This is a genomic window from Glycomyces sp. YM15 (genome assembly GCF_016918015.1).
In the GTDB taxonomy this organism is placed as follows: Bacteria; Actinomycetota; Actinomycetes; order Mycobacteriales; family Micromonosporaceae; genus Glycomyces.
Map to the genome: position 1 here is coordinate 16444 of NZ_JAERMK010000030.1, position 22205 is coordinate 38648.

A 22205-nucleotide genomic window follows, 5' to 3' on the forward strand; every position below is an offset into this window, starting at 1 on the left:
CGAGGAGGCTCCGTGGACGGAAACAGCTGTAGCTCCTGCGGTCAGCGACTGACGTCCGGGCAGCGCCGCTGCCCCCAGTGCGGAGCGCCGCTGCCCCCGCCGCTCGGGGGCTTCCCGGCCGAATCCGGAACCTACGGTGCATCGGGCTCGTACGCCGCGCCGCCCGCCCCCGCGTACGGCGCGGCCGCCGTGCCGCAGTACGCGCCGCCCGGCGAACCCGCCTACGCCCCGCCCCAGGGCTACGCGCCCCCGAACCCGGCGTACGGCTCCGCGGCCGTCCCCGAACCTCAGTACGCGCCGCCGGGCGCCTACCAGCCCACCGCCGACCCCCACGCGAACCAGGGCTACGCCCCGCCGCCGCAGTACGGCCAGCCCGGCGCGAACCAGCCGCCCGCCTCGCCGCCCGTCCAGGGCTACGGCGCCCCCGGAGGCTGGGCCCCGCAGGCCGCACCGCCCGGCATGCCGCCGCAGGGCCAGGCCCACGGCTCGGCCGCCGTCCCGCAGTACGGCGCCCCGGGCCCGTACCAGGCGCCGCATTCGGGTTCGGCCCAAGTGCCGCCCTTCCCGCAGCAGGGCATGGCCGCCGGCGCGGCCGCCGTCCCCCAGTACTCCGGGCCGATCGACGGCTCGCAGGCATCGCCGAGACCGGCCCCGCAGTACCCTGCGCAGCCCGGACCGATCGACGGCTCGCAGGCATCGCCGCGACCCGCCCCGCCGCAGCCGTACCAGTCCGCGCAGTCGCTGCCGCCCGTGGCGGCCGCGCCGCCCGCGACGGCCCCGTACTCGCCGCCGGTCCCCGAACCCCAGTTCACGGCCCCGCCCGAACCGGCCGCGAGCGCGCCGTTCGCCGAGCCGCCCGCGTCTTCGCCCGTGACCGGCCCGCCCTTCGCCGCTCCGGCCGGCAGCGGCTTCAGCCTGCCTTCCACCGAGTCCGGCGCGTTCGCCGCACCGGGCGCGGACCAGCCCGGCCTGCCGGAACCGATGCCCGACGGCACCCAGATCCTGCGGATCGGGCCGAACGCGGCGCAGCCGCCCGCCCCGGCCCCGTTCGCCGACCCGGAACCGCCCGCGCCGCTCGACGCCGCGCCGGACGCGGCGCCGGCCCCCGGTTTCAGCGTGCCGTCCGCCGAGAACGTCCCCGGCGCGGCCTACGCGGCGCCGGTCCCCGCCCCCGCGGCGATGCCGAGCCCGGCCGTCCCCGTCGACGACGCACCGAAGAGCGAGCCGGACCGGCCGGTGGAGGAGACGCGCTCGAGCGACGACGACGCGCCGTTCGACGAGATGCCCGCGGCACCGGCCATGTCCTTCGGCGTCCCCGAGTTCGACGCCCCTGCCGCATCGGCGCCCGCGACCGGCGGGCCCACGGTGGTCGAGGCCGTCGAGGAGGACGAGGACGGCGCTTGGGAAGCACTGCCCGACCCCGATGACGACGATGACGACGTGGAGCTCTCCGTTGAGGAGGAGGCCTCGCTGGCCGGTCTCGGCGACGACGTCCCCGGCGAATCGCTGCCGCCCGCGCCGGCACCGTCCGCCGGATCCGAGTCCGATGAGGACGAGACGCCGGAGATCGAGCCCGTGCTCGACGCGGCGCTCGCCGAAGCCGCCGCCGTCGAGGCGCCGAGCCCTGGAGCGGACCTGGTCGAGACGGCCGAGGCCGTGGCCGACGCCGCCGCAGCGCCCGCCGCGCCGACCGGTGGACCGACGGTGGTCGAGGCCGTCGAGGAGGACGAGGACGGCGCTTGGGAAGCACTGCCCGACCCCGATGACGACGACGAGGACGTGGAGCTCTCCGTTGAGGAGGAGGCCTCGCTGGCCGGTCTCGGCGACGACGTCCCCGGCGAATCGCTGCCGCCCGCCCCGGCCGCCGGAACCGAGTCCGATGAGGACGACGCCCCGGAGGCCGTGCCGGAAGCGGAGCCGGCCGACGCCGCAGTCGTCGACGCCGCGACCGATGCGCACGATGCCGGAGCCGCGGAGCCGGGTACGACGGTGCCCGAGGCCGACGAGGCGCCGTTGCTGTCCGATTCCCAGCCGACCCCGCCCGGGCCGCTGCCGGACCCGCTGCCGGGTCCGGAACCGACGCCGCCGCAGCCGGAGCCCGAGCCGCGCCCGGAGCCGACGCCTCCCGCCCCGCGTCCCGAGCCCGTGCCGGAACCGACGCCGCCGCGTCCCGAGCCCACACCGCCGCAGCCCGAGCCGCTGCCGCCGAATCCCGAGCCCGGCCCGCCGATGCCGCGTCCCGAGCCTTCGCCGGTGCCGCAGCCGGAGCCGCTGCCGCCGAACCCGGAGCCGGGTCCGCCGATGCCGCCGATGCCGCGTGTGAACGACAGTCCGTTCTCGGACGCGGCCCCGATCGAGTACCCGGAGCCCGAGGCCGTCGCGGCCGCGACGCCCGAGGACGCCCCCGAGGAGGGCCCGCAGCAGGCGGTCGAGGCGGCACGCAAGAAGATCGTGAACGCGCCGGACATCAGCCTGTTCGAGGAGCCTTCGACGAAGACCGGCGCGCATCAGCTGCCGACGGCGAAGCCGGTCGTGGAGACGGAGGGCTTCCGGCCCGGCCGCGCGACGGTCACGAACCTGCTCGACCGGTCGGAACTGCCCGAGCACATCCCGCTCCCGCGCCCCACGGTCTACGGCGCCAAGCCCGCCGACGACGAGTGAAGCCCGCCGACGGCGACGGGTGACGCGCGGAACCCGCCGACGGCGACGAGTGCCCCGCTTCCCGCCGCATTCGCCGAAAACGCGTCCGCCGTCCCGGGCCGCGGTTCATCCTGGTGCTGACGGGCCGCCCGACGCGGCCCTCGAGCTTCGCGGGGCGGGCCTTCCACGGCCCGCCGCCCGCGCGACCGGGGAGGATGAGGAACATGGCGGAACGCCGTGCCAAAGTGACCACGGAGGTCGGCATCCAAGCGCGGCCCGCAACGGTCTTCGTGGCGACCGCCGGCGAGTCCCGCGCCGACGTGCAGATCGCGAAACCGGGCGGCGAGCCGCACGACGCGAAGTCGATCCTGGCGGTGCTGACCCTCGACGTGCGGTCCGGCGACGAGATCGTCCTCACCGGCGATGACGAAGCCATCCTGGACCGGCTCGTGGCCCTGGTCAGCGGCGACTTCGACACGGGCGGCACCGACATCGGCGACATCGACGAGGGCTGAGCACCGGACCGCCGGGCCGGGCGGTCCCACCATCCGTCCGGTCCAATTCGCCGCCTTCGGTGATGTCGGCGACGACGCCCCCGCTCACCTACCTCCTAGCCGCACGACAGGCTACGGTCGAAGCTGTGAACATCGCACGGCGCCCCCGGGTCGGCCACATCGCGTTCCTCAACTGCCTGCCCATCTACTGGGGACTGGCGCGGACGGGCGCGCTCCTCGACGTCGACCTCCACCGCGCCCCGCCGGACGAGCTCAGCCGCCTCCTCGTCGCCGGCGACCTCGACATCGGACCGATCACCCTGGTCGAATACCTCCGCCACGCCGACGACCTCCTCCTCATCCCCGACCCGGCCGTGGCCGCGGACGGCCCGGTCCTGAGCGTCAACCTCGTCACCAAGACCCCCCTCGCCGACCTCCCGGCCGCCCCGCGCGTCTCGCTCGCCTCCACCTCCCGCACCGGCGTCCTCCTCGGACGGATGCTCCTCGAGGACCGCTACGGCCGCACGCCCGCCTACACCGTCACCGCGCCCGACATCGAGTCCGCGCTCCGCGACGCCGACGCCGCCGTCCTCATCGGCGACGAAGCGCTCCACGTCTTCCACGCGCACCGCACCCCCGAACCGGGCGGCCTGCACGTGCTCGACCTCGCCGCCGAATGGAAGGACTGGACCGGCCTGCCGATGGTCTTCGCCGTCTGGGCGGTGCGCCGCGAGTACGCCGAGGCCCATCCCGGCATCGTCAAGGACGTCCACCTGGCTTTCCGCGACTCCGTCCAGCGCAGCCGCGACGAGATCGGCGAGGTCGTGGCCTCCGCCGCCCGCTGGGAGCCGTTCCCGCCCGCCGCGCTCGCCGAGTACTTCGAGCGCCTCCAGTTCGGCCTCGGTGAGCGCCACCTCGCCGGGCTGCGGGAATTCGCGTCCCGTGCGTCCCGTTATGCGGATATAGCGCCGCTGCGCGCGGACGGGCCGGAGTTCTTCGAGACGCCCGGAGGCATCCGCGGTGCGAGCATCGACCCAGAGCCCGGACACCGGCGCTGACCTCCGAGACGGACGACGAAGGGACCCTGCTGTGGCCGTCGAGCTGAAGAAGCCCCGCAAGAACCGCCCCGCCTGGCACAAGCTCACCGTGAGCCGCGTCAGGCCGCTCACCGAGGACGCCGTCGAGGTCACCCTCGCCGTCCCCGAGGAGCTCCGGGCGGCCTTCGACTTCAAGCCCGGCCAGCACCTCACCTTCCAGCGCGTCGAACCCGACGGCGCCGAAGTGCGCCGCTCCTACTCGCTCGCCTCCACGCCGCGCGAGCTCGCCGAGCACGGCACGCTGCGCCTGGGCATCCGCTCGATCCCCAAGGGCACCTTCTCCGGGTACGCGAACCGCCAGCTCCTGCCCGGCGACGTGCTCGAAGTCCTCCCGCCCCTCGGCCACTTCTGGACCGAGATCCGCGCCGAGCGCCACTACGGCTCCGTCGTCGCCGGCTCCGGGATCACCCCGATCATCGCCATCGCGACCGCCGCCCTCGAAGCCGGCGCGACGGTGACCCTCCTGTACTCCAACCGCACCGAGGCGTCCACGATGTTCGCCGCCGAGCTGCGCGAACTCCAGCGCGAGCACGGCGACCGGCTCCGCCTCCACCACGTGCGCACCCGCGCCGAAGGCGACTCCCCGCTGCTCACCGGACGGCTCACCCCCGAACGGCTCGGCGAGGCCATCGCCTCCGGGCTCGTGGACCCGCACGAGATCGACGAATGGTTCCTCTGCGGCCCCTACGAGATGGTCCTCGGCGTCAAGGACGTCCTCGAAGCGGCCGGGGCGCAGCGCATCCACACCGAGCTGTACACGGTCTGAGGCGAGACCCACGAGTCACCGCGCCCGGGCGCACTGCCGGGGACCGCGCTGCGGCGATACGCTTCGTGCATGGCCGAGATTGACGATGTCCTCGCCCGCGCCGCCGACGGCGGCGCCATCAGCGCCGAGGAAGCCCTGCTGCTCTACACCGAAGCGCCCTTCCACCCCCTCGCCGAGGCCGCCGACGCGGCCCGCCGGCGCGTCATCGGCGACAACATCGTCACCTACATCATCGACCGCAACATCAACTACACGAACGTGTGCGTCACCGCGTGCAAGTTCTGCGCGTTCTACCGCGCCCCCAAGCACGACGAGGGCTGGGCGCACCCGATGGAAGAGGTGCTGCGCCGCTGCGGCGAGGCCGTGAGCCTCGGTGCGACGCAGGTGATGCTGCAGGGCGGGCACCACCCGGACTTCGGCGTCGAGTACTACGAGGAGCTGTTCTCCTCGGTCAAGCGCGAATACCCCGAGCTGGCGATCCACTCGATCGGGCCGTCGGAGATCGCGCACATGTCGAAGGTGTCGGGCGTCGCGATCGACGAGTCGATCCGTCGCATCAAGGCCGCCGGGCTCGACTCGATCGCGGGGGCCGGGGCCGAGATGCTCCCCGCCCGCCCGCGCACGGCGCTCGCGCCGTTGAAGGAGTCGGGGGAGCGCTGGCTGGAGATCATGGAGGCCGCGCACCGGCAGGGCCTGGAGTCGACGGCGACCATGATGATGGGCACCGGCGAGACGGCCGCCGAGCGGATCGAGCACCTGCGGATGATCCGCGACGTGCAGGACCGCACGGGCGGCTTCCGGTCGTTCATCCCGTGGACGTACCAGCCGGAGAACAACCACCTGAAGGGCCGGACGCAGGCGACGACCCTCGAATACCTGCGGCTCTTGGCGACCGCGCGGCTGTTCTTCCACAATGTGAAGCACCTGCAGTCCTCGTGGCTGACCACGGGCAAGGCCTCGGGCCAGTTGAGCATGCACCTCGGCGTGGACGACCTGGGTTCGATCATGCTGGAGGAGAACGTGATCTCCTCGGCCGGCGCCCGCCACCAGTCGCGGCTCTCCGAGCTGATCGGACTGATCCGCACCGCCGACCGCATTCCGGCGCAGCGCAACACGCTATACGAGCGCATGTCGGTCCACTGGACCCCCGACGAGGACCCGACGGACGACCGCATCCGCTCGCACTTCTCGACCATCGTGACTGAGCTGCAGATCCAGGCGAAGTAGACCTCAGGAACGGGCCCCGGCGCGCGCAACGCCCGGATCGGCGCCCTCCTCGTCGGGGAGCCAGCCGGGAGCACCAGCATGATCGCCATGGTCCCGAAGACCAGAGGCAGCGGGAACAAGCTGCCCGAACTGAAGACGAGGGCGATCCATCCGCGGAGGTGCCGATCGGCACCCCGCCCCGTCCCATGCGATCGGTCAGATCAGGTGGCCGATCTCCTTCTGGATGAGCTGGGCGTTGACGCCCGAGTTGGGGCAGCCGCCGAAGTGGTGGAGGGCGATCACCTCATGGCTGTCGCGGGAGATGACCGGTGAGCCGGAGGACCCGAACTCGGTGTCGCAGTAGTAGGAGATGTCGCTGTCGGCCACATAGCCGTCGTAGGTGTCGTGCTTGACGACGCAGTTGCCGCCGTCTACTGAGGACTCCATGGCGATCTCCGAGGGCCGCCCGGCCGGGTGCTGCGGAATGTAGATCGCGTCGCCGCTGCGCGCCGCCTGGTCCGCGAGCTCCAGGTACCCGAACCGCTCGATCCGCTCGAAGTCGTCCACGGTGAACAGCGTGTAGTCCAGGGACTTCGAGGTCGCCAGCACTTCCGACCCGTGGACCTTCACAGGCGGGTTCGCGATGTCCGCGCCGCACGCCACGCAGTCGTACCCGAACCACACCTCGGTCGCCTGCGCCTCCTGCGTCTCGGTGAAGCAGTGGTGATTGGTCAGCAGCCGGTTGCTCTCGCCCACCCGAAACGCCGTACACAGTACGGTACCGTCGATGAGCAGGCGCGCCACCGGCTCCGCGTGGGCCACCACGTTCGGGTAGGACGTGCGGTAGCAGACCGAGGCGCGCTTCTCGTCGCCCTGGCAGATGCTCTCCTCCGGCCGGGCGTCGTCGGCCCGCTCCTGCGCGAGGCCGTCGACCTCCTCGGCCGTGAGCCCGTACGCGGCCTTGTCGATCAGCGCGCCGAGCGCCGACGAACCGCCGCTCCCGGACTCGCGGTGCAGCTCCACGATCGCGGTGTCGCCGGTGATCGAGGTCGCCCACCGGTCGATCAGCGACTCCTCGTACCGGTACGATTCGGCGCCGTCGGGGCTCGAGACCGTCACGAAGTCGCCCGTGTTCAGCAGCAGCCGCTCGAAGTGGACCTTCACGTATCCCGCGTCGGGCCCCGTGACCTTCAGGACGTCGGCATCGTCAGCGTAGGTCAGCGACTCGCTCAGCTCGGCGACCTCGCCCACGTCGACCAGGCCGAGCAGCTCGTCGTCCACCGGCAGGAGCTCGACGGTCCCGCCCAGCGCGTCGTCGAGGACCGCCGTGACCGGCTCGTCCTCGGCGAACGCGCTCGGCACCACGAACGCCGCCCCGCCCAGCGCGATCGATCCGGCCGCCGCCAGGATGAGCTTGCGGCGCTTGCGCTCGCCCCCGCTCTGCCCGGTTCGTGGTTTCCGCACGCTTGCCGCCACGGTCGGCCCCTTTCGTGAGAGATGTGTCGACCGTTCAACGAGCGAGGAGGAGGGAAGTTGCGCCACTCGAGGGTGGGAAGGCGCGGGTCACAGGGACAAGGTCTACCAGTCCGCTCCGCCCGGTCGGCAGCGCTCCAGGATGTCGTTGAGACCCTTGCGCGTCGCCACCACCAGGAGCGTGTCGCCGTGCCCGACCCGGAAGGCCGCGTCCGGGTTCCAGCTGATGGACCCGCCCGCCCGCTTGACCGCGATCAGCCGGTGCGACCCCACCTTCGTGGCCCGGTGCGCCGCCGCGTCGTCCATCATCGACCCTTCGCCCACCTCGAACGCCTCGATGTAGGCGATGTGCCCGCGCACCGGGATCGTCACGAGCACCTTGTCGTCGGTCAGCGCCTGCGCGAAACTCGCCGACGCCACCTCCGGCGCGCTGTAGGACGCGTGCGGCGGCGCGCCCTGCGGCGGCGTGGCCCGGTTCAGGTTCTGGCGGATGAGCGCCGCGAACTCCGGGTTGTAGATGCGCATCACCGTGCGCAGGTTCGGATTGCACTCCAGGCCCGACAGCGCCGCCTCGAGGTTCGCCTCGTCCTGTTTGGCCATCGCCACCAGCGACCGGCAGTGCTTGACGTTGGCCTCCTCCAGGATCTCCTGGTTCGACGCGTCGCCGAGCAGCACCTGCGCGCCCTTGGCCCGCGCGGCCCGCACGCCCATCGCGTCGCGGTGCTTCTCGATCGCGACCACCGGGATCTTGCTCTCCCGCAGCCGCTCCACCACCCGGGTCCCCATGTTGCCCAGACCGACCACGATCACGTGCTCGCGCACGTGCCGGGTCCGGCGGCCCTCCGACAGCGCGTACCGCCGGTCCACGACGGCCTGCACGATCGCACCGGTCGCGAACGGGATCAGCAGCGAACCGGTGAGCACCACCACCGCCTGCGTCACCTTCAGCAGGCGGCTCGCCTCCATGTCGGGGTCGATGCCGCCGCCCGCCATCAGCGCGAGCAGGTAGAACACCTCCCCGTCCCCGTCGGGCGGGTTCGCGCCGCTGGGCCAGAAGTGCAGCACCGCGAATCCGAACGCGAACACCGCGAACAGCACGAGCGCGAGCACCACCAGGCTCTTGGTGAGCAGGCCGCGCAGCGCGCTCACCGCCTCCTTCACCGCGAGCGTCGCGTTCGTCAGCCTCGGGCGCAGCCGCCCCTGCTTCCGGTCGGGCGACAGCCACAGGAACCGCAGCGCCTCGTTGTCGTCCTCGGGGATGAGCTCGATGCCCGCCTGGTTCCCGCCCGCGACGACCCACTGCGCCTCGGCGCGGTCCTCGCGCTGCCGCGACAGGTAGAGCCGCCGCCCCCAGATGTCGATCTCGCCCGGCGGCAGCTGCTGGAGCGCCGCGAGCGCGTACGTGTCCGCGACCATGTCGGCGTCCGACTGGACGTACACGCCGTCTTCGTCGTCGCCGAGGAGCTTCTGGATGTTCGCCCGCAACCCGCTGTTGTACATGCGGATGACGAGCCGCGGCAGCGTCTCGTCGCCGAGGTAGTGCGACATCTCGCGGATCTTCAGCGCCAGATGGAGGTTGCCCACGTCGTTCTGGTCCATGAGGGCGACCGCGTACGCGTCGGTGAGCCCGGCCAGGCGCACGGTCTCGGCGGTGACCTCGGGCTGGCTGAACACCTGCAGCTTGCGGTTGACCTCGGCCTCGCGGCGGATCTCGTCGCGCTGGCCGCCGGGGCCGTCGGCGAAGACCGCGGTGACGTGGAACGCGTAGCGTTCGATGAGGTGCTTGATGAAGCGGAGGGTCAGTCCGTTGTCGCCCACCACGATGACGCGGCGCTCGGAGGGGCCGTCGTCGTAGCGCGCGTGCCGGGGGTGCATGCGTGAATTCTACGGACCGTCTGCAAACGATTGCGCCCCAAAGGCCTCCGGGATTACTTGGCGCTGCGGCGGAGGCGGGCGAGGAGCCGGTCGACGTCGGCTTCGTAGTCGTACCAGTCGACGTCGTGCACGAAGCCGAGTTCGGCGTTGATCCAGCGCACGTCGTCGGCGGTCTCGAGGGTCCAGGTCTGGACGTCGACGAGCTGCGGTTCGGCGCGGCGCAGTTCGGTGAGGAGCCGGGCCTTCATGGTCATCGCGAGCCCGTAGGAGCGGTGCTGCGGGGCGACGACGGTGTCGTACTGGTCGGCGCGGGTGGGCCGCTGCGCGGAGACGACGAGTTCGGTGAGGCCCACGACGTTCCCGTACGGCTCGCTGATGGCGACGGCGATGTGCGAGCGCATGCCGCGCCGGGCGAGGGTCTGGAAGGAGTCGCGCAGGGCCGGGGCGTACGCCGAGCCGCGCCATTCGGGCACGAACGCGACGTTCCCGGGCGATGAGCGGAGGTTGGCCTTGACGTCGGCGTAGGAGTCCATGAGCCGGTCGGGGACGCCCCCGGCGTGGTATTCGAGGCGGTAGCCGGCGGCGAGCCGCCCGGCGGCGTGCTCGATCTTCTCCCAGTCGATGTCGGCCCAGCGCAGGAGGTGCCGCTGCTCGACGACGGCCCGGGTGAAGCCGTGCCGGTCGTAGAAGCCCACGGCGGGGGTGGTGGCGATGACCTCGACGGAGAGGGTCTTGCAGCCGTGCTCGTGCGCGCATTCGGCGACGGCCCGCAGCAGGCGCGAGCCGACCCCGCGTCCGCGCGCGGAGGGCCGGGTGGACATCTCGACGACGCCGGTCCCGCCCTGCTCGCCGCCGCCGTGTCCCTGGCCGAACAGGATCAGGCTGGCGTGGCCCACGAGGTCGCCGTCCTCGTCGCGGTCCATGAACAGGAACCGGCGGTCGTCCGGGAGCGACCCCGTGAGGTAGTCGCTGAGGCGGTCGGTGCGCCATCGCGGTTCGCCCGGCATGTCCGCTGCGGTCATGTCGTTGAGCACCGAGCACCAGTCGCGGAGGTCGTCGGCCGTCATCTCGCCGGGAGCGAGCTGCTTCAGGGGCATCTCTTATCCTTACCCGAAATCGTCACCGAACGGAACCCCCTCATCACAGCATGCAGCGATTCGGGGGATCTGTCAGGCGGTGCTCATCCTGCCGTACTCGTCGGCGCGGTCGAAGACCTTCTTGACGTAGTCCTCGCGCGGGTTGTAGCTGTAGACGGCGGCGTACCAGCCGTCGGGCCTGCTCATGTCGCGGTCGTCGTGGCAGAGGTAGTTGGCGGCCGCGGTGACGGCGTCGTCGATGTCGTGCGGGTCGAACCTGCCGTCGCCGTCGCCGTCGGCCTTCCAGCGCTCCCATGTGCTGGGGAGGAACTGCATGGGGCCCATCTCGTCGTACCCGGAGCCGATGATCTCGGTCAGGGTGGTGCCGTCGGCCTGGATCTGGTTGCCGCCGGTGGTGCCGTGGGTGGTCTCGGTGGCGCCGATGCCCGCGAGGGTGGTCCACGAGAGGTTGCAGCCGGGGTTCTGGGCGGCGGAGACGAGTTCGCCGCGCCCGTACGCCACGAGGGCGCGCTGGGGGATGCCGAGGTGGGTGAGTCCCGCGGCCCACGCGTCGAGGCCGGCGGGCGCGGCCGGGGTGGTGGCCGCGGTCGTGGGGGACTCGGTGGGCTGCAGCGTGTCGCCGACGGGCATCGTCTCGGCGGGCAGGCCCGCGTCGGGGGCCTCCGCGAGGGCGCCTTCGGGGGAGAGGACGAGCGGGGGTTCCTCGGCTTCGGGGGTCGGCTCGGTGCCGAAGGACCAGGCGGGCCCGGCGCCGGGGACGATGAACCAGCCCGCGGCGAGGGCGCCGGCGAGCGCGAGCACGGTGAAGACGACCTGGACGCTGAGACGCCCGGCCGGTGCGCGGAGCCCCCGGTAGGCGCCGCGAAAGCCCCTGCCCGTGGCCTTGACGCCCCGCCAGACTCCCTTGACGCCCAGCCACAGCGCCCTCGGGCTGCCCTTCACGGCCCGCCACAGCAGCCGGGGGCTGGAGCGCAGGGCCTTGAGGGCCTGCCGGGGCAGGGCGGCGATGCGGCGGAGGAGGGTCGCGAACCACACGGGAGCGGGTCGTCCTTTCTGTTCTTCGTCGAGGCGCTGCTGGTCGGTGCGTTGCTCGGACTTTCCTGATCGGGGCACTGCTCGGTCGGGGCGTTCTCGGACGTCGCCGCCGGGCGGGCTCGGCAGCGCCTGCGACGCGGGTCCGGCGCCGGTGCCGCGGCGTCGGAGGGCGTCCGGACCCGGCGGGGCCGTCATGTGACGGCACTGCGGGGCGCGTTCGCGAGGGACCGGACTGAAAGCGAGTATTCCCTAGTTTCGTCCCCGCGGGCAACGCCTGAGCGTCAATAATTCCGAAATCGGCCGCGACCGAGTGGCGCGCGACTCGTTCTCCCAACGGACACGGTGGGTGCCACGAGCAAACCCGCGGCGAGAGTGCCTCATATTCGCGTCGGCGCTGGAAGCGGCGTTCAGACCGAGTGCCAGTTCCCATCACGGCAGGTAACCGACTGAGATGGGGGTGACACTGTGAGGCCGCTGGGCATTGTGCCCGCGCACCAGCGCGCCACAGCCCGGCATACGGGGGCTGAACGAAAGTTGATCGACACGTGGATACGACAACGGCATCGCACACCGCACTGACGACCTTTGCCCCTCCCCTCGGGGACAACGGACCCGAGTATCGGAACTTGTCCGATGCGGACGGTCGCTGCGCAGCGGCGGACCATGCCGAAAGAGGCACTGTGGACCGCGGCAGCGCCGCCCGGCCCGCTCCGCTGCCCTCCGGCGACGTCACGTTCATGTTCACCGACATCGAAGGCTCGACCCGCCTCGCCTCCGGCCTCGGCGCCGAACGCTACCGGGTCGTCCTCCACCGCCACCGCGCGCTCGTCAGAGAAGTCCTGCGCGCGACCGGCGGCACCGAGATCGACACCGAAGGCGATTCGTTCTTCGTCGCCTTCCACGACGCCGCCGACGCCTGCGCCGCCGCCATCGGCATCCAGCGCGCACTCCGCGCCGCCGACTGGCCCGACGAAGGCGGCCGCAGCCTCCGCCCCCGAGTCCGCATAGGACTCCACACGGGCGAGGCCTGGCCCTCCGCCGGCGGCTACGCCACACCGGAAGTCCACCGCACCGCCCGGATCTGCTCCGCCGCACACGGCGACCAGATCCTCGCCTCCGCCGACTGCGCCGCGGCGGCCGGACTCCCGCCCGCCGCCATGCGCCGCCTCGGCGACTTCGAACTCCGCGGCCTGCCCGCCGCCACCGAGCTCGTCCAACTCGCCGCACCCGGCCTCCCCACCGCGTTCCCGCCGCCGCCCGCACGGCCCCGCACCCATCACCTGCCCGCCGACCTGAAGACCCCCGTCCCACGGCCGGCGGAGTACCGCGAACTCGACCGCGCCTTCGCCACCCACCGCCTCGTCAGCCTCACCGGCCTCGGCGGCTGCGGCAAGACCACCGTCGCCAAAGCCTGGGCCAAGCGCCGCCTCCCGTTCTATGAGCACGGCGTCTGGTACTGCCGCGCCGGCGGCGACCTCGGCGACGCCCTCCTCAACGCCCTCGGCCGCCGTCCCGAAGCCCTCCGGCCCCCGATCGACACCGCCGTCGACCGCCTCCGCGAATCCAGGGCGCTCCTCGTCCTCGACGACCTCGACCGCACCCACGCAGCCGAAGTCGAACGGCTCCTCCGCGACTGCCCCCACCTCGCCGTCCTCGCCGTCGGCGCCCGCCCGCTCGAACTCCCCGGCGAAGCCAAACGCGCCCTCGGCCTCGCACCCGAGGACGTCAGCGCCGCGATCCTCGCCGGCTACTGCGAGGAACGCGGCGCGCCGTGGACCCTCGCGGACTGCCGCCCGCTCGCGGCCGCCGTCGACGGCTTCGTGCCCGCGCTCACCGCGCTGGCCGAGGTGACGGCGCTCGGCTCGCCCGGAGTGGCCCTGCGGTACCTGAGCGACGACCCGGCGGGCGCGCTCGACGGCGGCGGCCGGTTCCGGGCCGCGATCGACGAGGCGGTCGCGGCGATCTCGGGCCCGGCGCGCGCGGTGCTCCTCGAACTGGCGGCCCGATCGGGGGGTGCCACGGTCGATGCGGTCCTCGACCTGTGCCGGCAGCGGGACGGGAGCCTGGAGGCGCTCGTGGAGCTCGTGGACGTCGCCCTCGTGGTGATCGAGCGGCCCGCGATGGACCAAGCGGTGTACCGGGTGCCCGCGCCGCTGCGGTGGCTGCTGACGGGCTCGACCCCCGAGGCGGTCCGGGAGCCGGCGCGGGCCCGCCCGACGGTCGCCGCGGGACTCGTCGGCCGGATCGTGCACCCCGTCCAACTCGATGACGCGCGCCTGCGGGCGGTCGCCTAGCGCGCACGGGGTTCCCCAGGCTGCGCGGGCCTAGCGCCTCCGGCGCTGCCGCGCAGCCCGGGGAACCCCGTGGTCCGGACCGATCCCGGCTCGCCCGCACGCCGTGTGCGATGCTGGCTCCGTGACTGACAGGCAACCGCAGGCCGCTCGTACCCGTTCCGCCTCCGCAGCCGCCATCGCGCGCGCCGCCCGGGTCATCCCCGGCGGCGTGAACTCGCCCGTGCGCGCGTTCCGCGGCGTCGGCGGCGACCCGGTCTTCATCCGCGAGGCCTCCGGCGCCCGCATGACCGACGTCGACGGGAACGTCTACATCGACCTCGTCGGCTCCTGGGGCCCGCTCATCCTCGGCCACGCCCACCCCGACGTCGTCGCGGCCCTCACCGCCGCCGCGGCCCGCGGCACCTCCTACGGCGCCCCCACCGTCGGCGAGATCGAACTCGCCGAGCTCATCGTCGAGCGCACGCCGTGCGAGATGGTCCGGCTCGTCTCCTCCGGCACCGAGGCCACCATGAGCGCGGTGCGGCTCGCCCGCGCCGCCACGGGCCGCGACAAGATCGTCAAGTTCGCCGGCTGCTACCACGGCCACGCCGACTACTTCCTCGCCGAAGCCGGATCGGGCGTCGCGACCCTCGGCCACCCCGATTCGCCCGGCGTCCCGGCCGGCGCCGCGGCCGACACGATCGTCGTCCCCTACAACGACATCGGCGCCGTCGAAGCCGCGTTCGCCGCCCACCCCGGCCAGATCGCCGCGGTCATCACCGAGGCCCTCCCCGGCAACATGGGCGCGATCGAACCGCTCGACGGCTTCAACGAAAAGCTCCATTCCGTCACCCGCGCCCGCGGCGCGCTCCTCATCTCCGACGAGGTCATGACCGGCTTCCGCGTCGGCCCGGGCGGCCTCGCCGCCCCCGCCGACCTCTACACGTACGGCAAGGTCATGGGCGGCGGCCTCCCCGCCGCCGCGTTCGGCGGCCGAGCCGACCTCATGTCGCGCATCAGCCCCGCCGGGCCCGTCTACCAGGCCGGGACGCTCTCGGGGAACCCGCTCGCGGTCGCCGCCGGGCTCGCGACCCTCCGCAACTGCGACGACGAGGTCTACCGGAAGCTCGACGGTACCGCCTCCGCCATCGCCGCGATGGCCACCGAAGCGCTCACCAAAGCCGGTGTCCCGCACTACGTCTCGGCACCCTCGAACCTCTTCAGCATCTTCTTCTTCAATGAGCAGAGCTTCAGGGAGGGCCCCGTCCGGAACTTCGCCGACGCGAAGCGCCAGGACACCGAGGCGTACGGCGCGTTCTTCCACGCGATGCTCGAGCACGGCGTCTACCTGCCGCCGAGCGCCTTCGAATGCTGGTTCACCTCGACCGCGATCGACGAGGAAGCCCTGTCACACATCGAACAGGCCATGCGCACAGCGGCCGAAGCCGCGGCTAAGGTGCGATCATGAGCGGCTCAACGACCATCGTCCACCTGCTGCGCCACGGCGAGGTCCACAACCCGGACGGCATCCTCTACGGACGCATCCCCGGCTTCGGACTGTCCGAGCTGGGACGCGAGATGGCCGTGGCCGCCGCCGAGCGCCTCGCCGGAAGGGACGTCGTCCACGTCGGCGCCTCCCCGCTCCAGCGCGCGCAGGAGACCGCCGAACCGGTCGCCGCCTCCTACCGCATGGACGTCACCACCTACGACGGCCTCATCGAGGCCGGCAACTCCTTCGAGGGCCTGCGGGTCGGCGTCGGCGACGGCGCCCTGCGCCAGCCGCGCTACTGGTGGCGCCTCCGCGACCCCTTCCGCCCCTCCTGGGGCGAGGCCTACCTCGACATCGCCCGCCGCATGATGGACGCCATCGAGCAGGCCCGGGTCGCCGCCGAAGGTGCCGAGGCCGTCCTCGTCAGCCACCAGCTGCCGATCTGGACCGTCCGCCGCTTCGCCGAGCGCAAGCGCCTCTGGCACGACCCGCGCAAGCGCGAATGCTCGCTCGCCTCGATCACGAGCTTCGTCTACGACGGCGCCAAGCTCGCCCGCATCGAATACTCCGAGCCCGCCGCGCACCTGCTGCTCAAGTCCGAGTCCGCTCGGAAGGCCAAGGGCGCCTGACGATGGCCCTGCGGCGGAGGACGATGCTGGCGGCCGTGCCGCTGCTGGCCCTCGCCGCCTGCTCCGAGACAGGCGGCGAGAACTCGAACCGCGTCAACGAGATCAACCGCGACCGGTACGTCTCGGGCGACGGCTCCAACTACCGCTGGGAGGACCCTTCGGAGCGTTTCGCGGCGCCCCGTCTCACCGGCGACGACCTCGAGGGCAACCCGATCGACACCGACGACTGGGCCGGATCGGTCCTCGTCGTCAACTTCTGGGGCTCCTGGTGCCCGCCGTGCGTGGCCGAGGCCCCCTACCTCGTCGAGGCCGCCGCCGAACTCGAAGCCGAGAACGTGCGGTTCCTCGGCGTGGACATCCGAGACACCGCGGACGCCGCGAAGGCCTTCGAACGCCGCTGGGCCGTCCCGTACCCCTCGATCAGCGACGAGGCCGGACGCATCGCCGACCAGTTCGTCGACTACGGCCTCTCCCCGAACGACATCCCCTCCACCATCGTGATCGACGCCGAGCACCGGGTCTTCTCCATCTGGCGCGGCGCGATCGACGACGCCGAGACCCTGATCGCCGACGTCCGCAAAGCCCTGGAGCCGTCATGAGCACGCCGCCAGCCCCGAAGTCCGCCCTCCGCAAGGCCGCCAAGGGCGCCGTGATGGCCGGGACCGCCGCGCTCGCCGCCGCCGCGGTCGGCACCCTCGTGAAACGCCGTCTCGACGCCACCGCGCGCGATCAGGCCGACCATCGTGCCCTCCCGGAACCCTTGCCGCGCAAGGAGTCCGAGTGAACCCCGCCGAGACCGCCGCCTCCGGGCCGCTGCTCCTCGCCTTCGGCGTGGCCGCGCTCGCCGGGCTCGTCTCCTTCGCGTCCCCGTGCACGCTCCCGCTCATGCCCGGATACGTGTCCTATGTGACCGGCATGAGCGGCCAGGAGCTCGCGAAGGACCGCCGGATCGGGCGCGTCCTGCTCGGCGCGCTCCTGTTCGTCGGCGGGTTCACCGCGGTCTACACCACGGTCGTGTTCGCCCTGCAGAGCGCCGGACGCGCCCTCCTCACCAACTCCTCCGCATTGGAGACCGTGGCCGGGGTCGTCATGATCGCCATGGGCCTCATGTTCATCGGCCTCATCCCCGCCCGCGGCGGCTTCGCCCCCCGATGGCGCCCGGCCGTCGGCCTCGCCGGGGCCCCGCTGTTCGGCGCGGTCTTCGCGCTCTCCTGGATCCCCTGCACCTCACCGGTGCTCGCGGCGATCACGAGCCTCGCGGTGATCCAGGACGGCACCGGCCGCGGCATCGGCCTCATGATCGCCTACTGCGCCGGGCTCGGCGCGCCCTTCGTGCTCTTCGCCGTCGGCATGCACCGCCTCGCGGGTGCCCTCGACTTCCTCAAACGCCACGGCCGCGCGATCTCGATCGCGGGCGGCGTCATGCTCTGCCTCGTCGGCATCGCCCTCGTCACCGGCGCCTGGACCGAGTTCACGAACTGGCTGCGCGCCACGGTCGGAGCCGGGGTGAGCCTGCTGTGACGACCACGAACCGGCCGCGCGCCGCCACCGATGCCGGGGTGAGCCTCCCGTGACCACCACCCTCGCGCCCCCGCCCCGTTCCAAACCCAAGCCCCTCAAGCGCCTCCGCTCCTTCGTCCGCCGCTGGTGGCACCAGCTCACCGCGATGCGCACCGCACTCCTGCTGCTCTTGGCGCTCGCGCTCGCCGCGATCCCCGGATCGACGTTCCCGCAGCGCTCCATCAGCGCCGTCGACGTAGCGGGCTACTACGACGAGCATCCCGACCTCGCGCCCTGGCTCGACCGGCTGTGGGCCTTCGACGTCTACACCTCGCCCTGGTTCTCCGCGATCTACCTGCTGCTCATGGTCAGCCTCGTCGGCTGCATCCTGCCGCGCCTCGCCGTCCACTGGAAGGCCCTGCGCGCCAAGGTCCCCGACGCGCCGCGGCGCATGTCGATCCTCCCGTACCACCGGGTCCTCGCGACCGAGGCGAACCAGTCGATGGCCCGCGCCGTGCTCAAGCAGCGCCGCTGGCGCACCACCGTGCGCGAAGCCGAGGACGGCACGGTCACGATCGCGGCCGAGAAGGGCCACCTGCGCGAGACCGGGAACCTGGTGTTCCACTCCAGCGTCATCTTCATGCTCGTCGGGGTCGCCCTCGGCAGCCTCATGAGCTGGTACGGCAACCGCATCCTCTCCGAGGACAAGGCCTACTGCAACAACCTCCAGCAGTACGACGAGTACGGCCTGGGCGCGTGGGTCGACGAGACGACCCTCCCGCAGTTCTGCCTGACCCTCAACGACTTCGACGCCGAGTTCACCAACGGCGGCCCGACCGCCTACGACGCCGCCGTCTCCTACGAGGCGGCCGGTGAGGACGGGACCGCCGAGACCGGCGACTACGCGCTCGAGGTCAACCGCCCGTTGAACCTCGACGGCACCAACGTCTTCCTCATCGGCCACGGCTACACCGCCGTCGTCACCTACACCGACCGCTACGGCCAGACCCAGACCCTCCATCAGGAGCTCCTGGCGATGGACGCCGCGATGAACTCCGAGGGCGCGTTCAAGTTCCCCGACGCCAACGTCGACCCGGACACCGGCATCGTCGATCGGGACGCCGAGGTCGGTTTCGACGCGATCCTGGTGCCCACCTACGACGACGCGACCGCGATGCTCCTCGGCACCGACCCCGAGCCGAACAACCCGGTGCTCGCCCTGACCGCCTACACCGGCGACCTCGGCCTCGCCGACGGGCAGCCCGAATCGGTGTACGCGATCAACGAGACCCAGATCGACTCGGGGAACCTGGAGCAGGTCAACGACGAGGTCGAGGTCATCGGCGTCGGCGACGCGATGACCCTGCCCGACGGCTCCAGCCTCGCCTTCGACGGCGTCGAGCAGTACGCGGTCCTCCAAGTCCGCCACGACCCGGGCGGCCCCGTCGTCCTCGCCGGCGCGGTCCTGCTCCTCGGCGGTCTGCTGCCCGCGCTCGCGGTGCGCCGCAGGCGCTTCTGGATCCGATGGAACCCCGACGGCACCGTCGAGACCGCCGGGCTCAACCGCAACGACTACGACGGCCTCGACGAGGAGTGCGACGAGCTCACCGCTGCGATCGCGCCCGGTCACGAGCCGCCGAGCACCTCTGCACCCGACGAATCGATCAGGAGACAGCAATGACCGGGGCCGAAGTCGCGAACGCGTTGTTCGTCGCCACCATCGTCGTCTACGCGGCGGCCATGTTCGCCTACGCGGTGGAGTACGCCTTCGACAGGCGCGCCCCCAAGCGCGCCGAGCAGCTCGCGGCCGTCGGCGCCGACGGCGCCGCCCCGGACGAACCGGCGCCCTCCGGCGAGGCCTCGATCAGCCCGGCCGCCGCGCGCGGCGCGGGCCGCCTCGGCCTGGTCCTCACGTTCCTCGGCACGGCGGCCCTCGCCGCGAGCATCGTCACCCGCGTCGTCTACACCGGACGGTGGCCGTGGGGCAACATGTTCGAGTACACGGTGGGCGTGGCGCTCGCGGGCATGGCCACCTGGCTGGTCCTCGTCTCCCGGGGGAGCGTGCCGCGCCGCCTCGGCCTGTTCGCGACCTTCGCGGTGACGATGGTCCTCGGCACGTCGGTGCGCGTCTACACCGAAGCGGGACCGCTGGTCCCGGCCCTGGACTCCTACTGGATCATCATCCATGTGACGGCCGCGATCGCCTCCTCGGGCATCCTCCTCATCGGCTGCGTCTTCGCGATCCTGCACCTGCTCAAGCGCCGCTACGACCGACAGGTCTCCGACGGCAAGCCGATCCGCTTCCCGCTCAACGTCGCCGAGCGACTGCCGGACGCGACCGCCTTGGAGCGCATGACCTTCAAGATCCACGTGTTCGCGTTCCCGCTGCTCACCTTCGGCATCATCGCCGGGTCGGTGTGGGCGCACCTCGCGTGGGGCCGCTACTGGAACTGGGACCCGAAGGAGGTCTGGGCGTTCATCGCCTGGGTCGTCTACGCGGCCTACCTGCACGCCCGCGTCTCCGGCAGGAGCGCCAAGGCGAACGCGCCGTGGATCGCGATCCTCGGCTACGCCGTGATGCTCTTCAACCTCACCGCGGTGAACCTCGTGTTCTCCGGCCTCCACTCCTACGCGGGGGTCTGAGGCCGGGTGACGGCTCGAAGGTGAGCGGAGGGCCCGTCGGACGCTCCGCGCATCGACGCCCCGCCGGCTTCGCCGAGGCCGGGCCCCTGGTCGCGACCCCATGGCGCCGGTACGACCGCCACCTCCGCCGACGTTTCGAACGGACAACGGGATGACCCCTGAACACCTCCGCGACGCCGCAGGCCTCGCGGCCGTCTTCGGCTTCTTCGCCATGGCCTGGTTCGGCTGGGCCCAGGAGGGCCCGCCGAAACCCTGGGTGAAGTACCTCGCCGCGGGCTCGATCCTGAGCATCCTCGTCGCCGCCTCCGGCGGCTTCCTGCTGTGGCGGCACTGGTCCGACGGCACCGTCTTCGACGACGCGACCGGCCGGGGCTTCGGCGTCATCGTCGGGATCGAGTTCGCCGCCGCCGGTCTCGGCGCGGGCCTCCTCGCCTGGCGCGGGCACGCCGACCGCATCTCGGCCTGGATCGCCTTCGTCGTCGGCGTCCACCTCTTCCCGGTCGCGGTGGTCCTGGCGATCCCGGCCGTCCACGTCAGCGCCGCCCTGATCACGGCCGCCTCCCTTGCCGCCGTGCCGATCGCGAAGGCCAAGGCCCTCAGGACCAGTGCCGTGGTCGGCCCGCTGACCGGCACGGTCCTCCTCGCCACCGCCGTCGCGTCGCTCGTCGACGCCCTCACCCGCTGACCGACATCGCAATGCGTGAGGGGCCCTATATATAAGGCATGGGAACGGAGCCGTGTCCTCCGAATGCCCAAGGCACAGAACGGGAACGGGCGCCCTCCGATCGGAGGGCGCCCGTCTTGCCGCTCGACGCGTGCGCGGGTCGGAAAGGCTACCGGCGCGGCGTCTGCCTCGGGGTGATGTCGAAGTGCTCGGCGGTCCGCTCCAGATCCGCCTGCTGGAACGAGCGCTGCCCGTGCGCGCCAGGGCGGTCGGGGACGATCAGCGGTCCATCGTGGCTGCCCATCGGCGCCTGGATCGGGGCCGTCCGCTGGTCGGGGACGTGGCCCTGGGCGCGTTCGCTTCTGTTGCGCACCCGCCCCGGCTTGGGGCCGCCCTGGCGGTTCGGTCGCGGCTGGGGGCCGCGGAGCTTGTCGACCGGGATCGCACCGGTCGCCGTCGGGAGCGCCTCCTCGTCGGCGACCTCGATGCCGAGCTGGTCGCGCTTGGTGACCATCTTCGGCTGGGTTCCCATGAGCGCGAACAGGAGCACGATGATGCCGATGGTCGCGACGCCGAGGATCGGGAGGATGAGCATGATCGGGTCGATGCCCGACACCGAGTTGCGGCCCCCGTCGGTGAGCTGGACGCGCACCCCGGCCATGCCGGTGAAGTGCATCGAGCAGATCGCGGCCGCCATGATGACCGCCGCGCCCGACTGCCAGCGCCAGCCGTCGAGGTACATGCCGCAGAACAGGGCCGCGGTCGCGGCGACGACCGCGATCACCACGGAGGCGATGAAGTAGTTGCGCTCGTGGGAGATGTGCCCCGAGACGTTGATCGCCGCCATGCCCGAGTAGTGCATGATGACGACCCCGATGCCAGTGATGGGGCCGGCCATGAGGATCTTCGCGACCGTGTTGCGCCGGCCCGTGCCCGCCACCAGCAGGCCGAAGAACACGGCGCCGATGGAGGCCACGAGGCTCAGGAACGTCTTCAGCGGGTCGTAGCCGATGTCCGAGTCGACGACCTTGAATCCGATCATCGCGGTGAAGTGCATCATCCAGATCGCGGTGCCGCCCAAGGCGAACGCCGCCAGGGCGATCCACCGGACCCGCTTGCGGGCGGCCTTCACCGTGCCGTCCTGCCGGCGGGCCTGCGTCATGCACATGAGCGCCAGGATCGAACCCGCGAAGGCGAATCCGAAGGCCATGATGGGATTGATCCAGCCGTAAGTGAAATGACTTACGTGTTCCATCCGTGGTCTTCCTCCCCGGGCTCGGCCCGTATCCGGAATATTGCGCTTGAGGTGGGGCGCGAAGTGAAA

19 protein-coding genes are annotated in these 22205 nt (G+C 72.2%); 14 read left to right on the top strand and 5 right to left on the bottom strand.

What is annotated here, in order from left to right:
• Positions 1-12: 12 nt before the first annotated feature.
• The 5 genes from JHY01_RS23615 to mqnC all read left to right on the top strand — a co-directional run bounded on the left by JHY01_RS23615 (position 13) and on the right by mqnC (position 6224).
• Positions 13-2661 (top strand): hypothetical protein, encoded by a 2649-nt coding sequence (locus tag JHY01_RS23615; protein WP_205328170.1) that lies wholly within the window; start codon positions 13-15, stop codon positions 2659-2661.
• Positions 2662-2864: 203 nt separating this feature from the next.
• Positions 2865-3155: an HPr family phosphocarrier protein gene (locus JHY01_RS23620; RefSeq protein ID WP_205328171.1), complete on the top strand. Its 291-nt coding sequence runs from the start codon at positions 2865-2867 to the stop codon at positions 3153-3155.
• Between the two features lie 125 nt (positions 3156-3280).
• On the top strand, positions 3281-4192 hold the full coding sequence (locus JHY01_RS23625) for a menaquinone biosynthetic enzyme MqnA/MqnD family protein (protein ID WP_205328172.1): 912 nt from the start codon (positions 3281-3283) through the stop codon (positions 4190-4192).
• A gap of 31 nt (positions 4193-4223) precedes the next feature.
• Positions 4224-4997: an FAD-binding oxidoreductase gene (locus JHY01_RS23630; RefSeq protein WP_205328173.1), complete on the top strand. Its 774-nt coding sequence runs from the start codon at positions 4224-4226 to the stop codon at positions 4995-4997.
• A 69-nt stretch (positions 4998-5066) separates the two neighbouring features.
• Entirely contained in the window at positions 5067-6224 is a 1158-nt protein-coding gene (gene mqnC, locus JHY01_RS23635) for a cyclic dehypoxanthinyl futalosine synthase (protein ID WP_205328174.1), read from the top strand.
• Positions 6225-6419: 195 nt separating this feature from the next.
• On the opposite strand, the gene JHY01_RS27925 is transcribed toward mqnC, so the two are convergent.
• The 4 genes from JHY01_RS27925 to JHY01_RS23655 form a co-directional block, all read right to left on the bottom strand.
• Positions 6420-7667, bottom strand: coding sequence for a serine protease (locus JHY01_RS27925; protein ID WP_205328175.1), 1248 nt, complete (start codon positions 7665-7667; stop codon positions 6420-6422).
• Positions 7668-7781: 114 nt separating this feature from the next.
• Positions 7782-9551, bottom strand: coding sequence for a TrkA family potassium uptake protein (locus tag JHY01_RS23645; protein ID WP_205328176.1), 1770 nt, complete (start codon positions 9549-9551; stop codon positions 7782-7784).
• A 53-nt stretch (positions 9552-9604) separates the two neighbouring features.
• On the bottom strand, positions 9605-10648 hold the full coding sequence (locus JHY01_RS23650) for a GNAT family N-acetyltransferase (protein WP_205328177.1): 1044 nt from the start codon (positions 10646-10648) through the stop codon (positions 9605-9607).
• A 72-nt stretch (positions 10649-10720) separates the two neighbouring features.
• Positions 10721-11878 (bottom strand): lytic transglycosylase domain-containing protein, encoded by a 1158-nt coding sequence (locus JHY01_RS23655; RefSeq protein ID WP_205328178.1) that lies wholly within the window; start codon positions 11876-11878, stop codon positions 10721-10723.
• A 485-nt stretch (positions 11879-12363) separates the two neighbouring features.
• Here JHY01_RS23655 and JHY01_RS23660 point away from each other — a divergent pair, with 485 nt between their 5' ends.
• From JHY01_RS23660 to JHY01_RS23700, 9 genes are all read left to right on the top strand, one after another.
• On the top strand, positions 12364-13977 hold the full coding sequence (locus JHY01_RS23660; protein ID WP_205328179.1) for an adenylate/guanylate cyclase domain-containing protein: 1614 nt from the start codon (positions 12364-12366) through the stop codon (positions 13975-13977).
• 121 nt (positions 13978-14098) lie between these two features.
• The gene (gene hemL, locus JHY01_RS23665) at positions 14099-15424 is read left to right on the top strand and encodes a glutamate-1-semialdehyde 2,1-aminomutase (protein ID WP_205328180.1); all 1326 of its coding nucleotides are present in this window, start codon (positions 14099-14101) and stop codon (positions 15422-15424) included.
• Complete coding sequence (locus tag JHY01_RS23670) at positions 15421-16074, top strand: histidine phosphatase family protein (protein WP_205328181.1); 654 nt, start codon at positions 15421-15423, stop codon at positions 16072-16074. The genes hemL and JHY01_RS23670 overlap by 4 nt, the downstream gene beginning before the upstream one ends.
• A gap of 2 nt (positions 16075-16076) precedes the next feature.
• Positions 16077-16673, top strand: a complete 597-nt coding sequence (locus JHY01_RS23675; RefSeq protein WP_205328182.1) for a TlpA disulfide reductase family protein — start codon at positions 16077-16079, stop codon at positions 16671-16673.
• Positions 16670-16858 (top strand): hypothetical protein, encoded by a 189-nt coding sequence (locus tag JHY01_RS23680; RefSeq protein ID WP_205328183.1) that lies wholly within the window; start codon positions 16670-16672, stop codon positions 16856-16858. Before JHY01_RS23675 ends, JHY01_RS23680 begins: the two co-directional genes overlap by 4 nt.
• A complete protein-coding gene (locus JHY01_RS23685; RefSeq protein ID WP_205328184.1) occupies positions 16855-17595 on the top strand; it encodes a cytochrome c biogenesis protein CcdA in 741 nt (246 codons plus the stop codon). The genes JHY01_RS23680 and JHY01_RS23685 overlap by 4 nt, the downstream gene beginning before the upstream one ends.
• Before the next feature lie 49 nt (positions 17596-17644).
• A complete protein-coding gene (locus tag JHY01_RS23690; protein ID WP_307814554.1) occupies positions 17645-19255 on the top strand; it encodes a cytochrome c biogenesis protein ResB in 1611 nt (536 codons plus the stop codon).
• Entirely contained in the window at positions 19252-20217 is a 966-nt protein-coding gene (gene ccsB / locus JHY01_RS23695) for a c-type cytochrome biogenesis protein CcsB (RefSeq protein ID WP_205328185.1), read from the top strand. The genes JHY01_RS23690 and ccsB overlap by 4 nt, the downstream gene beginning before the upstream one ends.
• A gap of 151 nt (positions 20218-20368) precedes the next feature.
• A complete protein-coding gene (locus JHY01_RS23700; protein ID WP_205328186.1) occupies positions 20369-20902 on the top strand; it encodes a hypothetical protein in 534 nt (177 codons plus the stop codon).
• 148 nt (positions 20903-21050) lie between these two features.
• On the opposite strand, the gene JHY01_RS23705 is transcribed toward JHY01_RS23700, so the two are convergent.
• The gene (locus tag JHY01_RS23705; protein WP_205328187.1) at positions 21051-22136 is read right to left on the bottom strand and encodes an MHYT domain-containing protein; all 1086 of its coding nucleotides are present in this window, start codon (positions 22134-22136) and stop codon (positions 21051-21053) included.
• Positions 22137-22205: the final 69 nt, after the last annotated feature.

Excerpts from the sequence above, each read along its gene's own strand:
- JHY01_RS23620 (WP_205328171.1), top strand. The coding sequence starts at position 2,865 with ATGGCGGAACGCCGTGCCAAAGTGACCACGGAGGTCGGCATCCAAGCG.
- JHY01_RS23705 (WP_205328187.1), bottom strand. The coding sequence starts at position 22,136 with ATGGAACACGTAAGTCATTTCACTTACGGCTGGATCAATCCCATCATG.
- JHY01_RS23680 (WP_205328183.1), top strand. The coding sequence starts at position 16,670 with ATGAGCACGCCGCCAGCCCCGAAGTCCGCCCTCCGCAAGGCCGCCAAG.
- ccsB (WP_205328185.1), top strand. The coding sequence starts at position 19,252 with ATGACCGGGGCCGAAGTCGCGAACGCGTTGTTCGTCGCCACCATCGTC.
- mqnC (WP_205328174.1), top strand. The coding sequence starts at position 5,067 with ATGGCCGAGATTGACGATGTCCTCGCCCGCGCCGCCGACGGCGGCGCC.
- JHY01_RS23670 (WP_205328181.1), top strand. The coding sequence starts at position 15,421 with ATGAGCGGCTCAACGACCATCGTCCACCTGCTGCGCCACGGCGAGGTC.
- JHY01_RS23650 (WP_205328177.1), bottom strand. The coding sequence starts at position 10,648 with ATGCCCCTGAAGCAGCTCGCTCCCGGCGAGATGACGGCCGACGACCTC.
- JHY01_RS23700 (WP_205328186.1), top strand. The coding sequence starts at position 20,369 with ATGACCCCTGAACACCTCCGCGACGCCGCAGGCCTCGCGGCCGTCTTC.
- JHY01_RS23655 (WP_205328178.1), bottom strand. The coding sequence starts at position 11,878 with ATGACGGCCCCGCCGGGTCCGGACGCCCTCCGACGCCGCGGCACCGGC.
- JHY01_RS23645 (WP_205328176.1), bottom strand. The coding sequence starts at position 9,551 with ATGCACCCCCGGCACGCGCGCTACGACGACGGCCCCTCCGAGCGCCGC.
- JHY01_RS23675 (WP_205328182.1), top strand. The coding sequence starts at position 16,077 with ATGGCCCTGCGGCGGAGGACGATGCTGGCGGCCGTGCCGCTGCTGGCC.